At 56.2% G+C, this 17,044-nt stretch carries 11 protein-coding genes; 4 read left to right on the top strand and 7 right to left on the bottom strand.

The features are described 5' to 3' along the window. Window positions 1–8: 8 nt before the first annotated feature. Both ptsP and QPL95_RS14900 read left to right on the top strand, forming a co-directional pair. Window positions 9–2,315 carry a phosphoenolpyruvate--protein phosphotransferase gene (ptsP, locus tag QPL95_RS14905; protein WP_303291788.1) on the top strand — a complete coding sequence of 769 codons (2,307 nt, stop codon included), beginning with the start codon at window positions 9–11 and terminating at the stop codon, window positions 2,313–2,315. Window positions 2,316–2,405: 90 nt separating this feature from the next. Beyond that, window positions 2,406–3,647 carry a patatin-like phospholipase family protein gene (locus tag QPL95_RS14900; RefSeq protein ID WP_303291787.1) on the top strand — a complete coding sequence of 414 codons (1,242 nt, stop codon included), beginning with the start codon at window positions 2,406–2,408 and terminating at the stop codon, window positions 3,645–3,647. Window positions 3,648–3,725: 78 nt separating this feature from the next. Here QPL95_RS14900 and hslU read toward each other — a convergent pair whose 3' ends face one another. From hslU to QPL95_RS14870, 6 genes are all read right to left on the bottom strand, one after another. After that, window positions 3,726–5,054 carry an HslU--HslV peptidase ATPase subunit gene (hslU, locus tag QPL95_RS14895; protein ID WP_303291786.1) on the bottom strand — a complete coding sequence of 443 codons (1,329 nt, stop codon included), beginning with the start codon at window positions 5,052–5,054 and terminating at the stop codon, window positions 3,726–3,728. A gap of 11 nt (window positions 5,055–5,065) precedes the next feature. Further along, window positions 5,066–5,596 carry an ATP-dependent protease subunit HslV gene (gene hslV / locus QPL95_RS14890; protein ID WP_303291785.1) on the bottom strand — a complete coding sequence of 177 codons (531 nt, stop codon included), beginning with the start codon at window positions 5,594–5,596 and terminating at the stop codon, window positions 5,066–5,068. A 62-nt stretch (window positions 5,597–5,658) separates the two neighbouring features. Beyond that, on the bottom strand, window positions 5,659–6,300 hold the full coding sequence (locus QPL95_RS14885; protein WP_303291784.1) for an SPOR domain-containing protein: 642 nt from the start codon (window positions 6,298–6,300) through the stop codon (window positions 5,659–5,661). A gap of 7 nt (window positions 6,301–6,307) precedes the next feature. Continuing rightward, complete coding sequence (gene argS, locus QPL95_RS14880; protein WP_303291783.1) at window positions 6,308–7,993, bottom strand: arginine--tRNA ligase; 1,686 nt, start codon at window positions 7,991–7,993, stop codon at window positions 6,308–6,310. Window positions 7,994–8,133: 140 nt separating this feature from the next. Then, a complete protein-coding gene (locus tag QPL95_RS14875) occupies window positions 8,134–9,876 on the bottom strand; it encodes a hypothetical protein (RefSeq protein WP_303291782.1) in 1,743 nt (580 codons plus the stop codon). A gap of 209 nt (window positions 9,877–10,085) precedes the next feature. Next, window positions 10,086–12,257, bottom strand: a complete 2,172-nt coding sequence (locus tag QPL95_RS14870) for a primosomal protein N' (RefSeq protein ID WP_303291781.1) — start codon at window positions 12,255–12,257, stop codon at window positions 10,086–10,088. A 230-nt stretch (window positions 12,258–12,487) separates the two neighbouring features. Between QPL95_RS14870 and rpmE the strand changes: the two genes are divergently transcribed. Continuing rightward, window positions 12,488–12,709: a 50S ribosomal protein L31 gene (gene rpmE / locus QPL95_RS14865; RefSeq protein WP_303291780.1), complete on the top strand. Its 222-nt coding sequence runs from the start codon at window positions 12,488–12,490 to the stop codon at window positions 12,707–12,709. Window positions 12,710–12,922: 213 nt separating this feature from the next. Beyond that, the gene (locus tag QPL95_RS14860; protein ID WP_303291779.1) at window positions 12,923–14,188 is read left to right on the top strand and encodes a malic enzyme-like NAD(P)-binding protein; all 1,266 of its coding nucleotides are present in this window, start codon (window positions 12,923–12,925) and stop codon (window positions 14,186–14,188) included. A gap of 79 nt (window positions 14,189–14,267) precedes the next feature. Here the strand turns inward: QPL95_RS14860 and QPL95_RS14855 are convergent, their stop codons facing one another. Beyond that, complete coding sequence (locus QPL95_RS14855) at window positions 14,268–16,793, bottom strand: penicillin-binding protein 1A (protein WP_303291778.1); 2,526 nt, start codon at window positions 16,791–16,793, stop codon at window positions 14,268–14,270. Window positions 16,794–17,044 lie beyond the last annotated feature (251 nt).

The following is a 17,044-nucleotide window of genomic DNA, read 5'->3' as shown; positions in this document are numbered from 1 at the left end:
CTGACTCCATGCTCAGCATCTTGCGAAGTATCGTACAAGAGGTAAACAGTGCCCGGGATCTTAACGAGGCGCTGGATATCATTGTATCGCGGGTGCAGAAAGCCATGGGCACCGAAGTCTGCTCGGTTTATCTTCTTGATCCGGCGTCCAATCGCTATATTCTGATGGCCACGGAGGGCCTTTACAAAGACTCCGTGGGTAAGGTCAGCCTGGCCTATTCTGAGGGCCTGGTTGGTCTTGTCGGGTCCCGGGAAGAGCCCATCAACCTGGAAGATGCCCCCTCCCATCCTCGCTACCGCTACTTCCCGGAAACTGGTGAGGAACGGTTCAGCTCCTTTCTTGGCGTACCCATCATTCACCACCGCCGTGTGCTCGGTGTGCTGGTTGTTCAGCAGCGCGAGAGCTCCCGGTGCTTTGATGAGGGCGAAGAAGCATTTCTGGTAACGGTATCTGCTCAATTGGCGGGTGTGATTGCCCACAGTGAGGCGACAGGCGCCATCAGTGGCCTGTCTCTAACGGGGGAGCAAGCCCACGATGTCAGTTTCAGTGGCGTGCCGGGTGCGCCGGGTGTGGCCATTGGTACCGGCGTGGTGGTGTATCCGTCCGCCGATCTGGATGTTGTGCCCGAGAAACCAACTGACAACATTGAGCAAGAACTGGAGCTTTTCCAGGCGGCCGTGCAAGCGGTCAGAGAAGACATTGAGCGTGTTGCCAATCGCCTGGCATCACAGCTCCGGCCGGAAGAGCAGGCGCTGTTCGATGTGTACCTGCGGATGCTGGACGACGGCGCCTTGCCCGGTGAGGTGGCAAACAAGATTCGTGAAGGCGTATGGGCTCAGGGCTCGCTGAAACAGGTGGTGCAACAATACATCCGCCATTTCGAGATGATGGATGATCTTTACCTGCAGGAGCGGGTGGTCGATATCCGGGACTTGGGCCGCCGTTTGCTGTCGCACATGCAGGAGGGCGAGCACAAACACCAGGAATACCCCGAACGCACGGTTCTGGTCAGCGAAGAGCTCACCCCGGCCATGCTGGGCGAGGTGCCCAAGGGGCAGCTGGTTGGTCTGGTATCGGTCAAGGGTTCCAGCAACTCCCACGTTGCCATTCTCGCGCGCGCCATGGGCGTGCCCACGGTCATGGGGCTGGTTGATATTCCGGTGAATCAGCTGGATGGCCGGGAGCTGGTAGTTGATGGCTTTGAGGGCCAGATTTTTGCCTCGCCCTCTGCAGATCTCAGGGCGTTCTATCAGACCATCTGCGAAGAAGAAGACGAGCTGTTCCGCGGGCTGGAAGTTCTAAAAGACAAGCCCTGTGAAACCACCGACGGCCATCGGGTCGCCCTGCTGGTAAACACCGGCCTGATGACGGATGTGGTGCGCTCGCTCTCTCACGGTGCTGAGGGCATCGGGCTGTACCGCACCGAAGTGCCCTTCATGATCAAGGATCGCTTTCCGTCCGAACAGGAACAACGCGAATATTATCGGGAGCAGCTGGAAGCTTTCGCGCCCAACCCCGTCACCATGCGCACGCTGGACATCGGTGGCGACAAAGCGTTGACCTATTTCCCGATCCAGGAAGAAAACCCGTTTCTGGGCTGGCGTGGAATCCGGGTCACCCTTGACCACCCTGAAATCTTTCTGGTTCAAGTGCGGGCTATGCTCAAGGCCAGCGAGGGCCTGAATAATCTGCAAATCATGCTGCCGATGATCAGCAATATTTCCGAGGTTGAGGAATCGCTGCATCTGATTTATCGGGTTTATCACGAAGTGCGCGAAGAAGGTTATGACATCCACATGCCCAAGGTGGGCGTGATGGTTGAGGTGCCAGCGGCGGTGTACCAGATTCGGGAACTGGCCGAGCGAGTCGACTTTTTGTCCGTGGGTTCCAACGACCTCACGCAATACCTGCTGGCGGTGGACCGTAACAACCCGCGGGTTGCCCAGCTTTACCATTCCTATCATCCTGCGGTGTTACAGGCGCTGGTGCGCATAGCCCAGGATGCGCATTCCGTCGGCAAGCCGGTGGGCATTTGCGGTGAGCTGGCAGGGGATCCGGGTGGTGCCTTGTTGCTCATGGCGATGGGCTACGATTCGCTCTCAATGAACGCCGCCAGTCTGCCGAAAGTGAAGTCGGTTATCCGTAGCATTGATCGCGAATGGGCCATTCAACTGCTCGAAGACGTGCTGCTGCTGGATTCCCCCCACGTGATTAAAAGTTGCGTAGACCTGGCGCTCAGAAATGCCGGGTTCGGCCGTTACCTGCGCCCGGTAAAAACATCCAGTGCTGCAATGGCAGAGCAGGCCGTAACCTGACGCTTTGTTACGGTTATAGGGTGCGCACTCTAGAATCCATTGGTAGGTTACAACCGTAAAATTTAAAGCAGTACCTACAAAGGACAGGCCATGACAACAGCAACCGAGCTCAAGCCAAAACCGAGAATCGGCCTTGCCCTGGGGGGCGGGGGGCCTTTGGGTGGCATCTATGAGATCGGAGCCCTGAGAGCCTTGGACGAAGCCCTGGATGGTCTCGATTTCAATAATCTTGACGTCTATGTGGGTGTGAACTCCGGTTCCTTTGTCGCCGCGAACCTGGCGAACCAGGTGACGACGGCCCAGTTGTGCCGGATATTCGTGCGCAACGAAGCGGAAGTTCACCCATTTCACCCGGAAGTCTTTTATCGGCCCGCCATTCGAGAAATCGGCAGCCGTTTGTTGTCAGTGCCCAAATTGCTGGGCACGGCCATTAGCCGGTTTATCAATAACCCCTACGATCAAAGCCTGCTGGAAGCCATGACCATTCTGGCCCAGGCCGCACCAGCTGGCCTGTTTGATAACGAGGGTCTGCACGAATACCTGCGCCGGGCCTTTACCATGCTTGGTCGAACCAACGATTTTCGGCAGCTCAAGCACAGCCTCTATGTTGTGGCTGCGGACGTTGAGAGTACCGAGGCCGTCTGTTTTGGTGCGCCCGGCTTTGACCATGTGCCGATTTCCAAGGCGGTTCAGGCCAGCACCTCATCGCCCGGCTTGTATGTGCCGGTCGATATCGATGGCCGCTACTATGTCGATGGCACGTTAAGAAAAGGCCTGCACGCCTCGGTAGCCTTCGAAGACGGCGCAGACCTGGTGTTCGCCGTAAATCCCCAGGTGCCCATTGATGCCAGCGCAGCCGTCCGCGCCGGCTCTATGAAAGCGGGTGACTTGACCCATTCAGGCATGCCGAACCTGCTGTCGCAGATGTTCCGCACCATGGTTTATTCACGCATGCAGTCGGGCATCGCTCAGTATGCCCGGGACTATCCGGATAAAGATATCCTGCTGTTCGAGCCGACCCGGGACGACGCCAAGCTCTTCTTTTCCAACGTGTTCAGTTTCCAGAGCCGGAGAATGGTGTGTGAGCATGCCTATCAGATGACTCGGCGGGATCTGCTCAAACGCGCGGATGAGCTTGAGCCCAAACTCGCGAAATACGGTGTCAAGTTACGCAGAGACCGCCTTGAAGACGAACAGCGCACCATCAGTACCAGCCTGTATGGTGAAATGTTGCCGCTCTACGTTGCCAAGGGTCGCAGGAAACAGGCGGAGAAAGGCATCTTGGCCAGCGGGCTAAGCAACGTTAGCCAGTTGTTTTCCAAAGCACAGTAGTCTTTTAGCCTAACGTTCAGGCGTAAAAAAGGCCGGATGATGGAGGTCATCCGGCCTTTTTTGTTGAGGCACGTGCCGTTAAAGAATGTATCGGCTCAAGTCCTCGTCTTCAGCCAGTTCGCCCAGCTTTTCATCCACGTAGTCTGCGGTCACTTCAAAACCATCGGTTACCTGGTCGCCGGCATCAAACGACAAGCTTTCCAGCAGCCGTTCCAGCACCGTGTGCAGGCGGCGTGCACCAATGTTCTCGGTGGTCTCGTTCACCTTGAAGGCCACTTCTGCGATGCGGGCAATGGCGTCTTCGGCGAACGTCAGCTTCACGCCTTCGGTGCCCATCAGCGCTTCGTATTGCTGCACCAGTGAGGCGTCCGGCTCGGTCAGAATCCGCTTGAAGTCGTCCGGAGTCAGCGCTTGCAGCTCCACCCGAATCGGCAGGCGGCCCTGCAGTTCCGGAATCAGGTCGGAGGGCTTCGACAGGTGGAATGCGCCAGAGGCAATGAACAGAATGTGGTCTGTCCGTATAGCGCCGTACTTGGTGCTCACCGTGCTGCCTTCAATTAACGGCAGCAGATCCCGCTGTACACCTTCCCGGGATACATCAGAAGACGTGTTCTCCGAGCGCTTGGCAACCTTGTCGATCTCATCGATAAACACGATACCATTCTGCTCAACGGCCTGAAGGGCTTTCTGCTTGATCTCTTCTTCGTTGACCAGCTTGGCGGCTTCTTCGTCCTTCACGCGCAACATGGCATCGGCTACCCGCATCTTGCGTGTCTTCCGCTTGTCTGACGACAGGTTGGAAAACATGCTCTGCAACTGGTTGGTCATTTCTTCCATGCCGGGAGGCGCCATGATCTCAACTCCGGCGCCGGCACTGCGCAGATCAATCTCGATTTCCTTGTCGTCCAGTTCGCCTTCCCGCAGTTTTTTGCGGAACATCTGGCGGCTGGCGGAATCGTTGTTGCGCTGGCTGTCTTCATTGAAATCGCGAGCCGGTGGCAGCAAGGCGTCCAGAATGCGGTCTTCGGCCGCGTCCAACGCCTTGTTCTCATGGCGTTTCATTTCCTGTTCGCGGAGCATTTTCACTGCCATGTCTGCAAGATCGCGAATAATAGACTCCACATCGCGGCCGACATAGCCCACTTCGGTGAACTTGGTGGCTTCCACTTTCAGGAACGGTGCATCGGCCAGTTTGGCCAGGCGGCGGGCAATTTCGGTTTTACCTACGCCGGTAGGGCCGATCATCAGAATGTTTTTAGGGGTGATTTCATCGCGCAGGCTGCTGTCCAGCTGCATGCGACGCCAGCGGTTGCGCAGGGCAATGGCCACAGCGCGCTTCGCTTCTTGCTGGCCCACGATGTGTTTGTTGAGTTCGTGGACAATCTCACGGGGAGTCATAGCAGACATGGTCGCTCCGGTCAGTCTTTGATGGGCAGCACTTCCAGAGTGCGGTTCTGGTTGGTGTAGATGCAGATGTCGCCAGCAATTTCCAGAGCCTTCTCGACAATCTCGTGGGCGCTCAGGTCGGTGTTTTCCAACAGGGCCCGGGCGGAGGCCTGGGCAAACGGACCTCCGGAGCCAATAGCGATCAGGCCCTGCTCCGGCTCAATCACATCACCGTTGCCGGTAATGATCAGCGACGCCGTCTTGTCCGCCACGGCCAACAGGGCTTCGAGTTTGCGCAGTGCGCGATCGGTGCGCCAGTCTTTGGCGAGTTCCACAGCGGCACGGGTGAGATTGCCCTGATGTTTTTCAAGCTGCGCTTCAAAGCGTTCGAACAGGGTAAAGGCATCGGCGGTGCCGCCGGCAAAACCTGCAATCACCTGGCCGTTGTAAAGGCGGCGAACCTTACGGGCATTACCTTTCATGACGGTGTTGCCCAGAGAAACCTGGCCATCGCCTCCCATGGCGACTTCGTCGTCACGCCGGACGGAAACTATCGTAGTCATTTTGGCTCCAGTTGCCTGATGAAAATCGGTCTTCAGACGTTATGGAGGCGGTTGTATTGAATTCAACCTTCTTTCGGAATCTTTCGAACGAGGGGCTGGATATTGATGGTGACCAACTTGTCGACGGCGGCGTTCATCTGGCTGCGGGAGGTAAAGGGCCCTACGTTCACCCGGTACCATTCGCTGCCGTTGTCCTGAACAATGTGCTGAACGTGGGCCCGCAGGCCCTGAAAAGCAATCTGCGCGCGCTGACGTTCGGCATCTTCCTTGCTGCGGAACGAGCCGGACTGAACCACGTAGTCAAAAGCCTGTTTAGCCGGGCCAGGGGTGTATTCCTCCACTTTTGGCGGCACCACCTCCGATTCCGGCAGCATGTCATAAAAGCGGAAGTCCCGTTCTTGCTTCTGTGCCGGTGTGGCCTTTGGCTTTTCTGTTGCTTTTGGTTGGGCTTGTTGTTTGGCTTGAGGGTTTTGCGAGAGAGCGTCCTGGCCGGTTGGCAACGTGTTCAGATACACAATAAAACCGATAAAACCACCGACAGCGGCCAGAGACAAAATCCACTTCAGAGAGAGCCCGCCATGCTGAGAGTGCGAAGGCGCGCTCCGTTTGGGCTTTGCTGTATTAGCTGGCCGGGCCGCTTTTTTTCTGGGCGCTGCGGCGCCTTTGCCAGCGGGGCGGTCTTTCTTGGCGTAGTCTCTGGCCATGGGGTGTTTACATCTCCTCTGGCGCGCTGACGCCCAGTAAATCCAGGCCGTTAACGATCACCTGGCGCACCGCCAGGTACAGGCTCACGCGGGCATCCCGCAGCGCGGTGTCTTCAATCAGCACCTTGTGGGCGTTGTAGTACGTATGGAACAGACCGGCCAGCTCTCTCAGGTAATGGGTCAGGTGATGAGGTTCACGCTGGGCTGCGGAGTTGGCAATCAGCTCAGGGTATTTCGCCAGCTGGTTGGCCAGTTCCTTTTCTTCGTCCAGAGTCAGCAGGCTCAGGTCACCCACGCATTCGTTCAGGCCACGCTCAACGCCCTCAGCCGCGAGCTTGCGCAGTACGCTGCAAATGCGGGCATGAGCATACTGAATGTAATACACCGGGTTTTCATTGGTCTGGGAGCGAGCCAGATCGATATCGAAGGTCAACTGGGAGTCTACCCGGCGAGCGGCCAGGAAAAACCGGGTGGCGTCCCGGCCGACTTCGTCGATCAGATCGCGAATGGTGACATAGCTGCCGGCGCGCTTGGAGATTTTCACTTCCTGGCCGGAGCGGGTCACCATCACCATCTGGTGCAGCACATAGTCTGGCCAGCCTTGGGGAATATCGGCTTTCAGCGCTTGCAGGCCCGCGCGTACACGGGTCACGGTGGAGTGGTGGTCCGCGCCCTGTTCGTTAATGACCGTGGTAAAGCCCCGCTGCCATTTGTCGAGGTGGTAGGCCACATCCGGGAGGAAATAGGTGTAACCGCCGTCCTGCTTGCGCATTACGCGGTCTTTGTCGTCGCCGAATTCTGTGGTTTTCAGCCACATGGCACCGCCATCTTCGTAGGTGAAACCGTTGGCTTTCAGGCGCTCAACCGTGGCTTCGACCTTGCCGTCTTCGTACAGGGACGATTCCAGGAAGTAGACATCAAACTGAACCCCAAAGGCCTTCAGGTCCAGATCCTGTTCCCGGCGCAGGTAAGCGACGGCGAATTCGCGGATGGCATCGCGGTTCTCAGGGTCCGCCTTGGCGGTGACTTCCCGGTCGTCGGCAACAACCGTTTCGCCGGCCAGGTAGGCGTTGGCAACGTCCGTGATGTAATCACCCCGGTAGCCATCTTCCGGCCAGCTTTCGTGTTCCGGTGTCAGCCCTTTTACCCGGGCCTGAACTGACAGGGCCAGATTGTTGATCTGGGCGCCGGCATCGTTGTAGTAAAACTCACGGGTAACATCGTAACCGTTGGCTTCCAGCAGGCGGCACAGGCAATCGCCGATGGCCGCCCCACGGCCGTGGCCCACGTGCAACGGGCCGGTGGGGTTGGCAGACACAAACTCCACTTGCACCTTCTCTCGGTTACCGGAGTTGTTGCGACCGAACTGCTCGGCCTCATCCAGAATGGTATTCACTACGCCAAACGCACTGGCGGTGCTCATGAAAAAGTTAATAAAGCCGGGCCCGGCAATCTCCACCTTCTCCACCGCAGAACTTTCCGGCAACGCGGCCACCAGCGCTTCCGCCAGTTTGCGTGGCGGGCACCCGGCCGCTTTGGCGGCCATCAGGGCAATGTTGCAGGCGTAATCCCCGTGGGACTTGTCCTTGGTGTTGCCAATCTGTGGCGTAAAGGTCTGGTCTGCGGGCAGCGTGCCTTCGGATTGCAGGGCCGCCAGTGCGGACTGGAGAAGCTCGGATACGGTCTCTTTCATGCGTCAGATGACTCGGTTTTCAGGAGAGTGGATGCAGGGCAGGGCGCCCGTTAAAAAAGAAGGGGGGTATTATCGCGGAAAGTTGGGGTGTAAGCAAAAAGCCCGGCGCTGAGGCCGGGCTGTATCTAGCGAGGTCGAAGTTACAAGGTTGATGAAAATTCTATGGGCGAGCCTGAGTATGGGGCAGGCGGCGTTACTATTGCTTTGAGCAGAGCTGTAGTTGCTGGGTCTGTATCCTCAGTTGCAAGCACGCAAGCATCTACTGAATTTCCTGAAATATAGGAGTTTCCTAGCTCGAATGACGTCACGGAAGATAGGATTGTGCCATCCGTAATTTCGAAATCGATGGTCGTGCCCACTGGTAGTGGTACGGGCTGCCCAGCTTTAGTAGTGGCAGAAACCGCTAAGCAAAACTGGTCTGGTGAGCCGCCTGGCGCTATGGCTCCATTGATGCCTGAGTCACTTGCCATAACAATCAGCCCTTGATCCCAAACTGTTGTCGGTCCATCTGTGCAGTTGTTTGTGTCTGGACTTAGGCACGCCGAGCCGTCATAGACACCATCGGCAGCGTTGTAATTTGAGTCTCCGTTGTAATCAAAAAATTGATCTACGCCCGCGGTAAATGTCCTGTCAGCATTAAAATCTAGATAAGCTTCGCCTTTCTCAAAAGCAATTCCCGGCTCTGGTGAGAACTCACCATTATCGAATTGGTCATTGCTGTTCAAGTCGCGAAAGCTCTCGTCACCTACAGTTCTGGCCAAAATCGCAACTCGGCCATTGGCGGGACGCGGATCGGAACTGCGCCAGGTAACCGTACAAATTCCATTACTATCTAATACGCAGTAACTATCTATCGAGCCTCCAGATGCAACGAAGTTAACGACAGCATTGCCTTCGGCTAAGTCATTATTATTGAAGCGATCTCCACCATTGATGGTGATCTCGGTGGTCTGATTATTGTAGTTCTGAGCATTAGGCATGAAATTACTAATGCTCAATGAGAAGCTGTCCTGGTCAGGCAAGAAGGTATTTATGGATATTGGTGGGGACGAAACACCTACCGAACTTCCATCCTCCCGAACGATGGTGGCGATTACTCTTACGACAGTGTTTTGTTCTCCGGCGCGCACCCGAACAGTCGCTTCGCCGCCCGGACCCGAAACCGTGTTTGGCCGATCCAAGCGAACATCTTCGACCGCTGGATTCGCTCGTTCTGAATAACTTAAGGCAAAACTGACTTCCGCGCCTCGAACCGGGTTTCCGTCTTCATCGATAACATTAAATGTAACAGTAGATGTAGATGGGCGAGAAGAGTTTGCATTACCGACGGGCGCTATAGATTCGGGAGCTGGCGCGTTGCTTAAAACGCTATATGGGCTGGCGGCTTCAATAGTTATTGTTGCCTGGGCTGTCGCATTACCCACGCTTGCAGTTATTACGTCATCTCCTGCGCATCCATTGCTCTGGTACTCGATTTCCACTAGGCCGGATGTGGTTGTTACTGGAGTGTTAATGCTCGACTCTTCAGATGAAATGCACCTCGAGGTGAAGTCAACCGATACCTCTTCTCCGGCCAGCAGAACATTTCCGGCGGATGCATTAACAATTGAGAGTTCTAAAATGCTTTTTCCTCCAGCCGGTATTGATGCTGGGCCTGCGGAGAACTGTCCCTCAATGAAAGAACTTGCGCTCCCTGTTCCCAAGGCTATGGCCACTTGGTCGGTGCTGTCTGGGTTTCCAGTAGAGGGTGAGCTTCCTGGGTTATCGGTCCCGCCTCCTGGGGTGACGTTAACAATTGGGGTTGAGTTATCATCACCCCCGCAAGCCGCCAAAAAAACAGCCAGCGACAACGCCGACGCACGCGCAAGAAATTTCCCTGACATTTTTTATCTCCAGTGTTCGTTACAGCAAAAGCCTTTTAGCTACGGATTCCTTGGTCGGGATTCGCAACCTTTGTTGGTTTTGAGCATTATCAGATAGATTGCTGAAAATCATAGCACAGTCAATTGAAATGGAACGCTTACGGTTCCGGAATTCTGAAAAACATTGTAACCATTTGCAGCGTATGCGCTGGTTCACACTTTAATATTGCCTACCCGGTTTCCTGCGGATCTACATCCACTACCCACTTGGTGCTGCCGGACAGCTTTGTTTGATCCAGGTGTTGGCAAAGGCCTGTGAGCAAATGGTTGAGGTGTTTTCGGCTGTCACTGACCAGCACCAGCTGCGCTCGATGCCGGTCGGCCTTGCGGGCGATCACCGCGGGTAGCGGGCCCCAGGTTTCAACGCCGGGTACCTTGGTCATGGGATTGAGGGTATCGAGAAGTTGCAGGCTGCTTTGCATGGTGTCGGCTTCTGCCCGAAGGATGGCCATGGCTCTGAAGGGTGGCAGCTGGCCGCTTTCGCGCTCGGCCAGCAGTTGATCGGCAATGGCGGTGTAGTCGCCGTTGCACAGGGCTGTGAGTAGGGGGTGGTCGCTGTGGCAGGTCTGAATCAGCACTGTGCCGGGTTTTTCGCCGCGACCGGCGCGGCCGCTCACTTGCAGCAGGGTCTGGATCATCTGTTCCGGGGCGCGGAAATCGACGCTGAACAGTCCGCCGTCGGCGTTGACAACGGCAACCAGGGTGACGTTGGGGAAGTCGTGGCCTTTGGCCAGCATCTGGGTGCCGACGAGTATGCAGGGGTCACCGCTGTTTACTTTTTTCAGAATGGCCTGAATGCTGCCTTTCCGTTGGGTGCTGTCCCGGTCTACCCGAATAATGGGGGTGTCGGGAAACTGTTCGGCCAGGGTGTCTTCGGTGCGTTCGGTACCCTGGCCAACCGGTTTGAAATTTTCGCTTTTGCACTTGGGGCAGGTATGGCTGGCGGCCATCTGAAAGTCGCAGTGGTGACAGCGCATGGCTCTGTCCTTCCGGTGGAAGGTCAGGCGGGTATCGCAACGAGGGCACTCTTCAATGTGGCCGCAATCGAAGCACATCACCACCGGCGCAAAGCCTCGGCGGTTGACGAAGACCAGCGCCTGTTCACCGCGGCTGAGGGTTTCTTTGATGGCATTCAGGGTTGGGCGAGAAAGCCCGGCCTCCAGGGGGCGGCTGCGAATGTCCAGCAAGGTGAGCTCGGGTGGCTTGGCGTTGCCGGCCCGTTCCTGCAGTTGCACCAGGCCGTATTTGCCCTGGCGGGCGTTATGCCAGGATTCCAGTGACGGCGTTGCCGACCCCAGAATCACCGGGCACTGATTCAGGTGTGCCCGGTACACGGCGACATCTCGTCCAGAGTAACGGAAGCCTTCGCCTTGTTTGTAGGAGTTGTCGTGCTCTTCGTCCACAATAATTGTGCGAAGATCGGTAAACGGCAGTAGCACGGCGGAGCGGGTGCCGATCAGGATAACCGGTTCGCCGTTGCGGATTTTCAGCCAGGTGGCGAGGCGTTCCGCGTCGTTGAGGGCGGAATGCCAAACCTGAATGCGGTTGCCGAAATAACGGCGGAATCGGGCCAGGGTTTGTGGCGTCAAGTTGATTTCCGGCACCAGTACCAGCGCTTGTTCTTCGCCGCTCAGGTGAGTTTTGAGGTAGTGCAAGTAGAGTTCGGTTTTGCCGCTGCCGGTTATGCCAAACAGCAGGGTGGCTGAAAACCGATTGGTGTTCGCCGGCAGTTCTGCGGCTGCTTTTTGTTGTGCCTCAGACAACACAGGCGCCGGCAGCGTGTCTTCTGCGGCTTGAGTGTGCGCGGTGCTTTCGCCGCCCTGAATGATCAGTTGTTTTTGTTCCAGTGCCCGGATTTGCGCTCGGCTGTATCCTGACTGTACGAGGGCGCTGGAGCTGATCCCCGGCGATGCTTTGATGGTGTTGAAAAGAGCGACTTGTCGATGTGCATTGCCAGGCAGGGCTAGGTCGGCGGTGGTCGTGCACCAGTGTTCATCCTGCTTTTGCTGGGCAGGTCGGCCTCGCCGAAGTGCGGGGGGCAGGGCGGTAAACAGGCATTCGCCAAGTGGGTGCTGGTAGTAATCGCTTGCCCAGCTCAGCAGTTTTACTGTGTTGTCTTGCAGGGCCGGCCAGGGTTCCAGGGCTTCTAGTACCGGTTTAAGGGTGATGCCGTCGGGTGGTTGTACGCCGGTTTGCACCACCAGGCCGGTCAGGGTCTGGCGCCCGAACGGCACCTTTACCCGCTGGCCGGGGGTCAGTTTCAGATGGTCGGGCATGAGATAATCGAACAGCCGGCGCAGGGGGCGGTTTAAGGCGATGCGTGCGGTCTGTGGCTGTGTCACGGTATCTGCTTATCCTGAAATCGGGCGTTGTGGCGCGGGCATGGGTGTTGCTGAGGTTCTCTGCCCGGAAGATACTTGCCTGTGGCCAAGTTTGCCAGTAAGATTCGCGGTCTGTTTCTGGCCGGGCGTGATTGCGCGGTCTTTCAATTGATTCAAAATTGCGGTGCCTGGCACAACAACGGTCTAATCCGACGGTGATCAGGTAGCGGCATGCCCGAAAGAGGTTCGCCATGAAAGAAGGTATTCACCCTAAGTACGAAGCCATCACTGCTACCTGTTCCTGCGGTAACGTGATCAATACCCGTTCTACTGTTGGCCACGACCTGCAGCTGGACGTATGCTCCCAGTGTCACCCGTTCTACACTGGCAAGCAGAAGGTTATGGACACCGGTGGTCGTATCGACAAGTTCAACAAGCGTTTCGGTGGTCGCATCGGTGCCAAGAAGGACTGATCGATACCGGAATGAAAAAAAGCGCCTACGGGCGCTTTTTTTATGTCCTGATTTCGGCTGCCTGCCTTCGGCATAAGCAAAATGCACTATTGACTGTTCATAAAATGTTCGCCAGTGGGTTGTCGTTTTGGGGCGGGCGCGCCATAATGTCGCGCTCCGTCGGGCAGGGTCCGGCGGCTTTTACCTTTAAACGTGACTAACGGAACAGTGGCAATGTCTCAAGATCTGAAAGAAGCAGCCCTTGAATATCACGCCAAACCGCGGCCGGGTAAGCTGAGTGTTGAAATCACCAAGCCTACCGAAACTGCCCGCGATCTCTCCCTGGCGTACAGCCCTGGGGTTGCCGAACCGGTCCGCGAGATCGCGAAGGACCCCGAGAACGCATACAAGTACACAGCCAAGGGTAACCTGGTCGCCGTGATTTCTGACGGTACCGCTATCCTGGGCCTGGGTAATCTCGGGCCTCTGGCGAGCAAGCCGGTAATGGAAGGCAAGGGTGTACTGTTCAAGCGCTTTGCTGGAATCGACGTGTTCGACATCGAAGTCAATTCCGAAAGCCCGCAAGCGTTTATTGAAACGGTTGAGCGCATCGCGGATACCTTTGGTGGTATCAACCTCGAAGACATCAAGGCACCTGAGTGCTTTGAAATTGAGCGCGCGCTGATCGAAAAGTGCAACGTGCCCATCTTCCACGATGACCAGCACGGCACCGCTATCGTGACTGCAGCCGGCATGATCAATGCCCTCGAGCTGCAAGGCAAGAACATTGAAGATGCGAAAGTGGTGTGCCTGGGTGCAGGTGCGGCCGCTATTGCTTGTATGAAGCTGCTGATCAGCTGCGGTATTCGCTCTGAGAACATCTTCATGCTCGACCGTAAGGGTGTGATCCACTCTGGTCGTGATGATCTGAACCAGTACAAAGCAATGTTCGCAAACGACACAGACAAGCGTACGTTGGACGATGCCATCGATGGCGCTGACGTGTTCCTGGGCCTGTCTGGTCCGGATCTTCTGACCGCTGAACAGCTGGCGAAGATGGCTCCGAACCCGGTTGTGTTTGCCTGCTCCAACCCGGATCCGGAAATCAGCCCGGAAGTCGCGCTGGCGACCCGTGATGATCTGATCATGGCAACCGGTCGTTCTGACTACCCGAACCAGGTTAACAACGTGCTGGGCTTCCCGTTCATTTTCCGTGGCGCGCTCGACGTTCGTGCAACCGCCATCAACGAGGAAATGAAGGTGGCTGCGGTTAACGCTATTCGTGAGTTGGCGAAGGAGCCTGTTCCGCAGGAAATCTGTGCGGCTTACGGTGTAGACAGTCTCGCATTCGGTAAGGAATACATCATTCCGAAGCCGATGGATGTTCGTCTGTTGGAAGTGGTGCCAGCAGCCGTTGCTCGCGCTGCGGTAGATTCCGGTGTGGCGCGTCTGCCATACCCGGCGCACTACCCGCTGAAGTCTATGAGCGACATCATCTGAATGTGATGTAGTTCGGCTTCATAAAAAAACCGGCGGTGATCCCGCCGGTTTTTTTATGGTTCGGATAAAATTTGGTTGTTTAGAAGATCTGGCGGGAAAAGCTTCCAGACTGGTCGCCGTTTTCGGTGCTGCCGTTTTCTTCTGCAGAGAGAGGGGCTGGGGCCTCTTCTTCCTTGAACAGTTCAAACAGGCCTTCTTCACCCGGTCGCGCACGATCGCCGGTTTCCGGGTTTATGCGAATGCTCACCAGGCCGTTCGGGCGCGGCATTGTGGATGAGGGCGTGTCTGCAAGTGCCACCTTCATATAGTCAATCCAGATGGGCAGCGCGGTGCTGGCGCCGTACTCGCTTCGGCCTAACGGTGCTGGCTGGTCAAAGCCTACCCATACGGTGGTGGCCAGGCTGTGGTTGTAGCCGGCAAACCAGGTGTCCTTCTGTTCGTTGGTGGTGCCGGTTTTACCAGCCAGATCGTTCCGGCCCAGTGCGGTGGCGCGGCGGCCAGTGCCTCGCTGAACAACGTCCTGCATGATGGAGTGCATCATATAGACGGAGCGGCTATCGGCCAGTCTCCGCATGATTCGCGGGCCTTCCGGTTCCGCGGAAGCGGGCAGGCGCATGCCCTCTGTTTCAGGGGTGTCTTCAGGGCTGGCTATCTGACTGCCTTGATTCTGTTCAAGTTGTTCGCAGTCTGCGTCGCAAAGGAGGGTCTCCGGCGCTTCATAGACCAGCGTTCCATCGGGCTCGCGGATGCTCTCGATCAGGTAGGGCTGCACGTCATAGCCGCCGTTGGCGATAACGGCAAAGCCACGTGCCAGTTCCATGGGTGTGAGCAGGCCGCTTCCCAACGAAAGTGACAGGTTGGATGGCATATTGTCGGTTGGCAGTTTCAGCTGCTTCAGGTAGTTGAGGGTGGTGCCGATGCCAAGTTCCCGGAGCAGCCTGATTGAAACAAGGTTTCGTGACCGATACAGGCCTTCGCGCAAGGTAGTGGGGCCGTAAAACTGACCAGAAGAGTTTTGTGGTCGCCAGGCGGTTTCCAGCTCCGAATCTTCAAAGACTATCGGTGCATCATTATAGATGGTGGCCGGTGTTCTGCCGTTCTCCAGGGCGGCCAGATACAGGAAGGGTTTGAACGTGGAGCCCGGTTGCCGTTGTGCCTGCGTTGCTCGGTTGTATTTGCTTTGATTGAAGCTGTAGCCGCCTGCCAGAGCCTCAATTGCGCCGGTTTGGGCGTCGAGAGAAATGAGAGCTCCTTCCACTCGAGGAACCTGTGCTAATGCAACGCTCAGATCGCCCTGCAGGCCGCCGGCCTCTTCAGCTTCCGTGTCGTTCTCGCTTTCGTCAGCTTTCGGTGGCTCTAGTGCTTTGACATAAATGACATCGCCGGCGGTGACAACGTCCGATGGTTTTTTGGGTTCCGGGCCTGTGAGGCTTTCTGTGCGATGGCGGCGAGCCCATGTCATGGTCTCAAAGTCCATGATGGCCGGGCCAAACAGGCGCGTATGTACTTTTGTCTTGCCTTGTTCGTCGTCAATGGCGGTAACCACGGCGGGTATAAGGCCCTCGACGCGTGGATAGTTGGCGATCTGCTCGGACAGCTCGGCGGCCAACTTGCCATCGATGTCGATCTGGCCAACGGCGCCGCGGAAGCCGTGGCGTCGATCATAGCTTTCAAGCCCGGCCCGCAGTGCCTGGGTTGCCGTTTGCTGTTTCAGGCCGTCGACAGTCAGCGTGACGCTGTAACCATCGGTATACGCTTCGTCCCCAAACCTGCGAACCATTTCGGCGCGGGCCATTTCCGCAATGTAGTCAGCATCCACCTCGGTTTCACGGGCGTTGTAGCTGGCGCTCAGGGGTGCCCCGACCGCCAGAGACCAGGCGTCTTCGGTAATGTAGCTCAGTTCTTTCATCCGGCCGAGTATCCAGTTCCGGCGAATCAGGGCGCGCTCCGGGTCGGCCAGTGGGTTATAGGCGGATGGCGCTTTGGGGAGGCCGGCCAGCATGGCCATTTGGGCGAGCGACAATTCGTTTACCGGTTTGTCGTAATAAACCTGAGCGGCGGCCGCGATGCCGTAGGCGCGATTTCCGAGGTAGATCTTGTTGAGGTACAGCTCGAAAATTTTATCTTTGCTAAGTTCACGTTCAATCTGAAGTGATAGAAGTATCTCACTGAATTTCCGAATGAACGTTCTGTCGCGTGACAAAAAGTAATTTTTTGCAACCTGCATGGTGATGGTACTGCCCCCGGACTGAATGGATCCGGTGGAGATGAGTTCGATGGCAGCCCGCGTCAGGCCTTTGATGTCCACCCCGAAGTGCTCATAAAACCTTGAGTCTTCAGCCGCCAGGAAGGCTTGTAACTGAAGTGTAGGGATCTGTTCGATTGTGACAGGTGCCCTTCTCTTTTCACCGAATTCTGCTATTAATCTGTTGTCTTTGCTATACACCCTTAAAGGGGTTTGCAATTTGACGTCCAGCAGTTGTTCAACCGGAGGCAGGCCAGGCCGCAAATAAAGGTAAAGGCTTGCGGAAATAATAATGGCGACACTCAGGCCGGTAAGAATGAACCAGGCAAAAACGCGAGATGTACGCAGCAAATGAGACATTTTTTTCTGACAACTGTTGGATATAGGTCTATTATTTGAGAAATTGCTTTAGGAAGGTTTGGCGGCCTTCCAGCATGCAATGTCTCCCGAAGTTCCAGGAGGCTGCATTGTAGACGGAATGAATAAGAAATTCTCTTACATAAAAAACAGATAGCAAACAAATAAGTTGCTTAAAACTAAGAGAACGCTCTCGGAGTATCTGTCTTTACCGGACAGAGTTCGGGAGCTCCAACGCCGGGTGTATTCAACCA

The organism is Marinobacter sp. SS5-14b (genome assembly GCF_030541005.1).
Classification (GTDB): domain Bacteria; phylum Pseudomonadota; class Gammaproteobacteria; order Pseudomonadales; family Oleiphilaceae; genus Marinobacter.
The sequence above is the reverse complement of the archived record's forward strand: the minus strand, read 5'-3'. Positions and strand labels throughout refer to the sequence as shown.

Bases quoted from the DNA above. Each gene is read 5' to 3' on its own strand.
- ptsP (WP_303291788.1), top strand. From the start codon at position 9: ATGCTCAGCATCTTGCGAAGTATCGTACAAGAGGTAAACAGTGCCCGG.
- QPL95_RS14900 (WP_303291787.1), top strand. From the start codon at position 2,406: ATGACAACAGCAACCGAGCTCAAGCCAAAACCGAGAATCGGCCTTGCC.
- hslU (WP_303291786.1), bottom strand. From the start codon at position 5,054: ATGTCTGCTATGACTCCCCGTGAGATTGTCCACGAACTCAACAAACAC.
- hslV (WP_303291785.1), bottom strand. From the start codon at position 5,596: ATGACTACGATAGTTTCCGTCCGGCGTGACGACGAAGTCGCCATGGGA.
- QPL95_RS14885 (WP_303291784.1), bottom strand. From the start codon at position 6,300: ATGGCCAGAGACTACGCCAAGAAAGACCGCCCCGCTGGCAAAGGCGCC.
- argS (WP_303291783.1), bottom strand. From the start codon at position 7,993: ATGAAAGAGACCGTATCCGAGCTTCTCCAGTCCGCACTGGCGGCCCTG.
- QPL95_RS14875 (WP_303291782.1), bottom strand. From the start codon at position 9,876: ATGTCAGGGAAATTTCTTGCGCGTGCGTCGGCGTTGTCGCTGGCTGTT.
- rpmE (WP_303291780.1), top strand. From the start codon at position 12,488: ATGAAAGAAGGTATTCACCCTAAGTACGAAGCCATCACTGCTACCTGT.
- QPL95_RS14860 (WP_303291779.1), top strand. From the start codon at position 12,923: ATGTCTCAAGATCTGAAAGAAGCAGCCCTTGAATATCACGCCAAACCG.
- QPL95_RS14855 (WP_303291778.1), bottom strand. From the start codon at position 16,793: ATGTCTCATTTGCTGCGTACATCTCGCGTTTTTGCCTGGTTCATTCTT.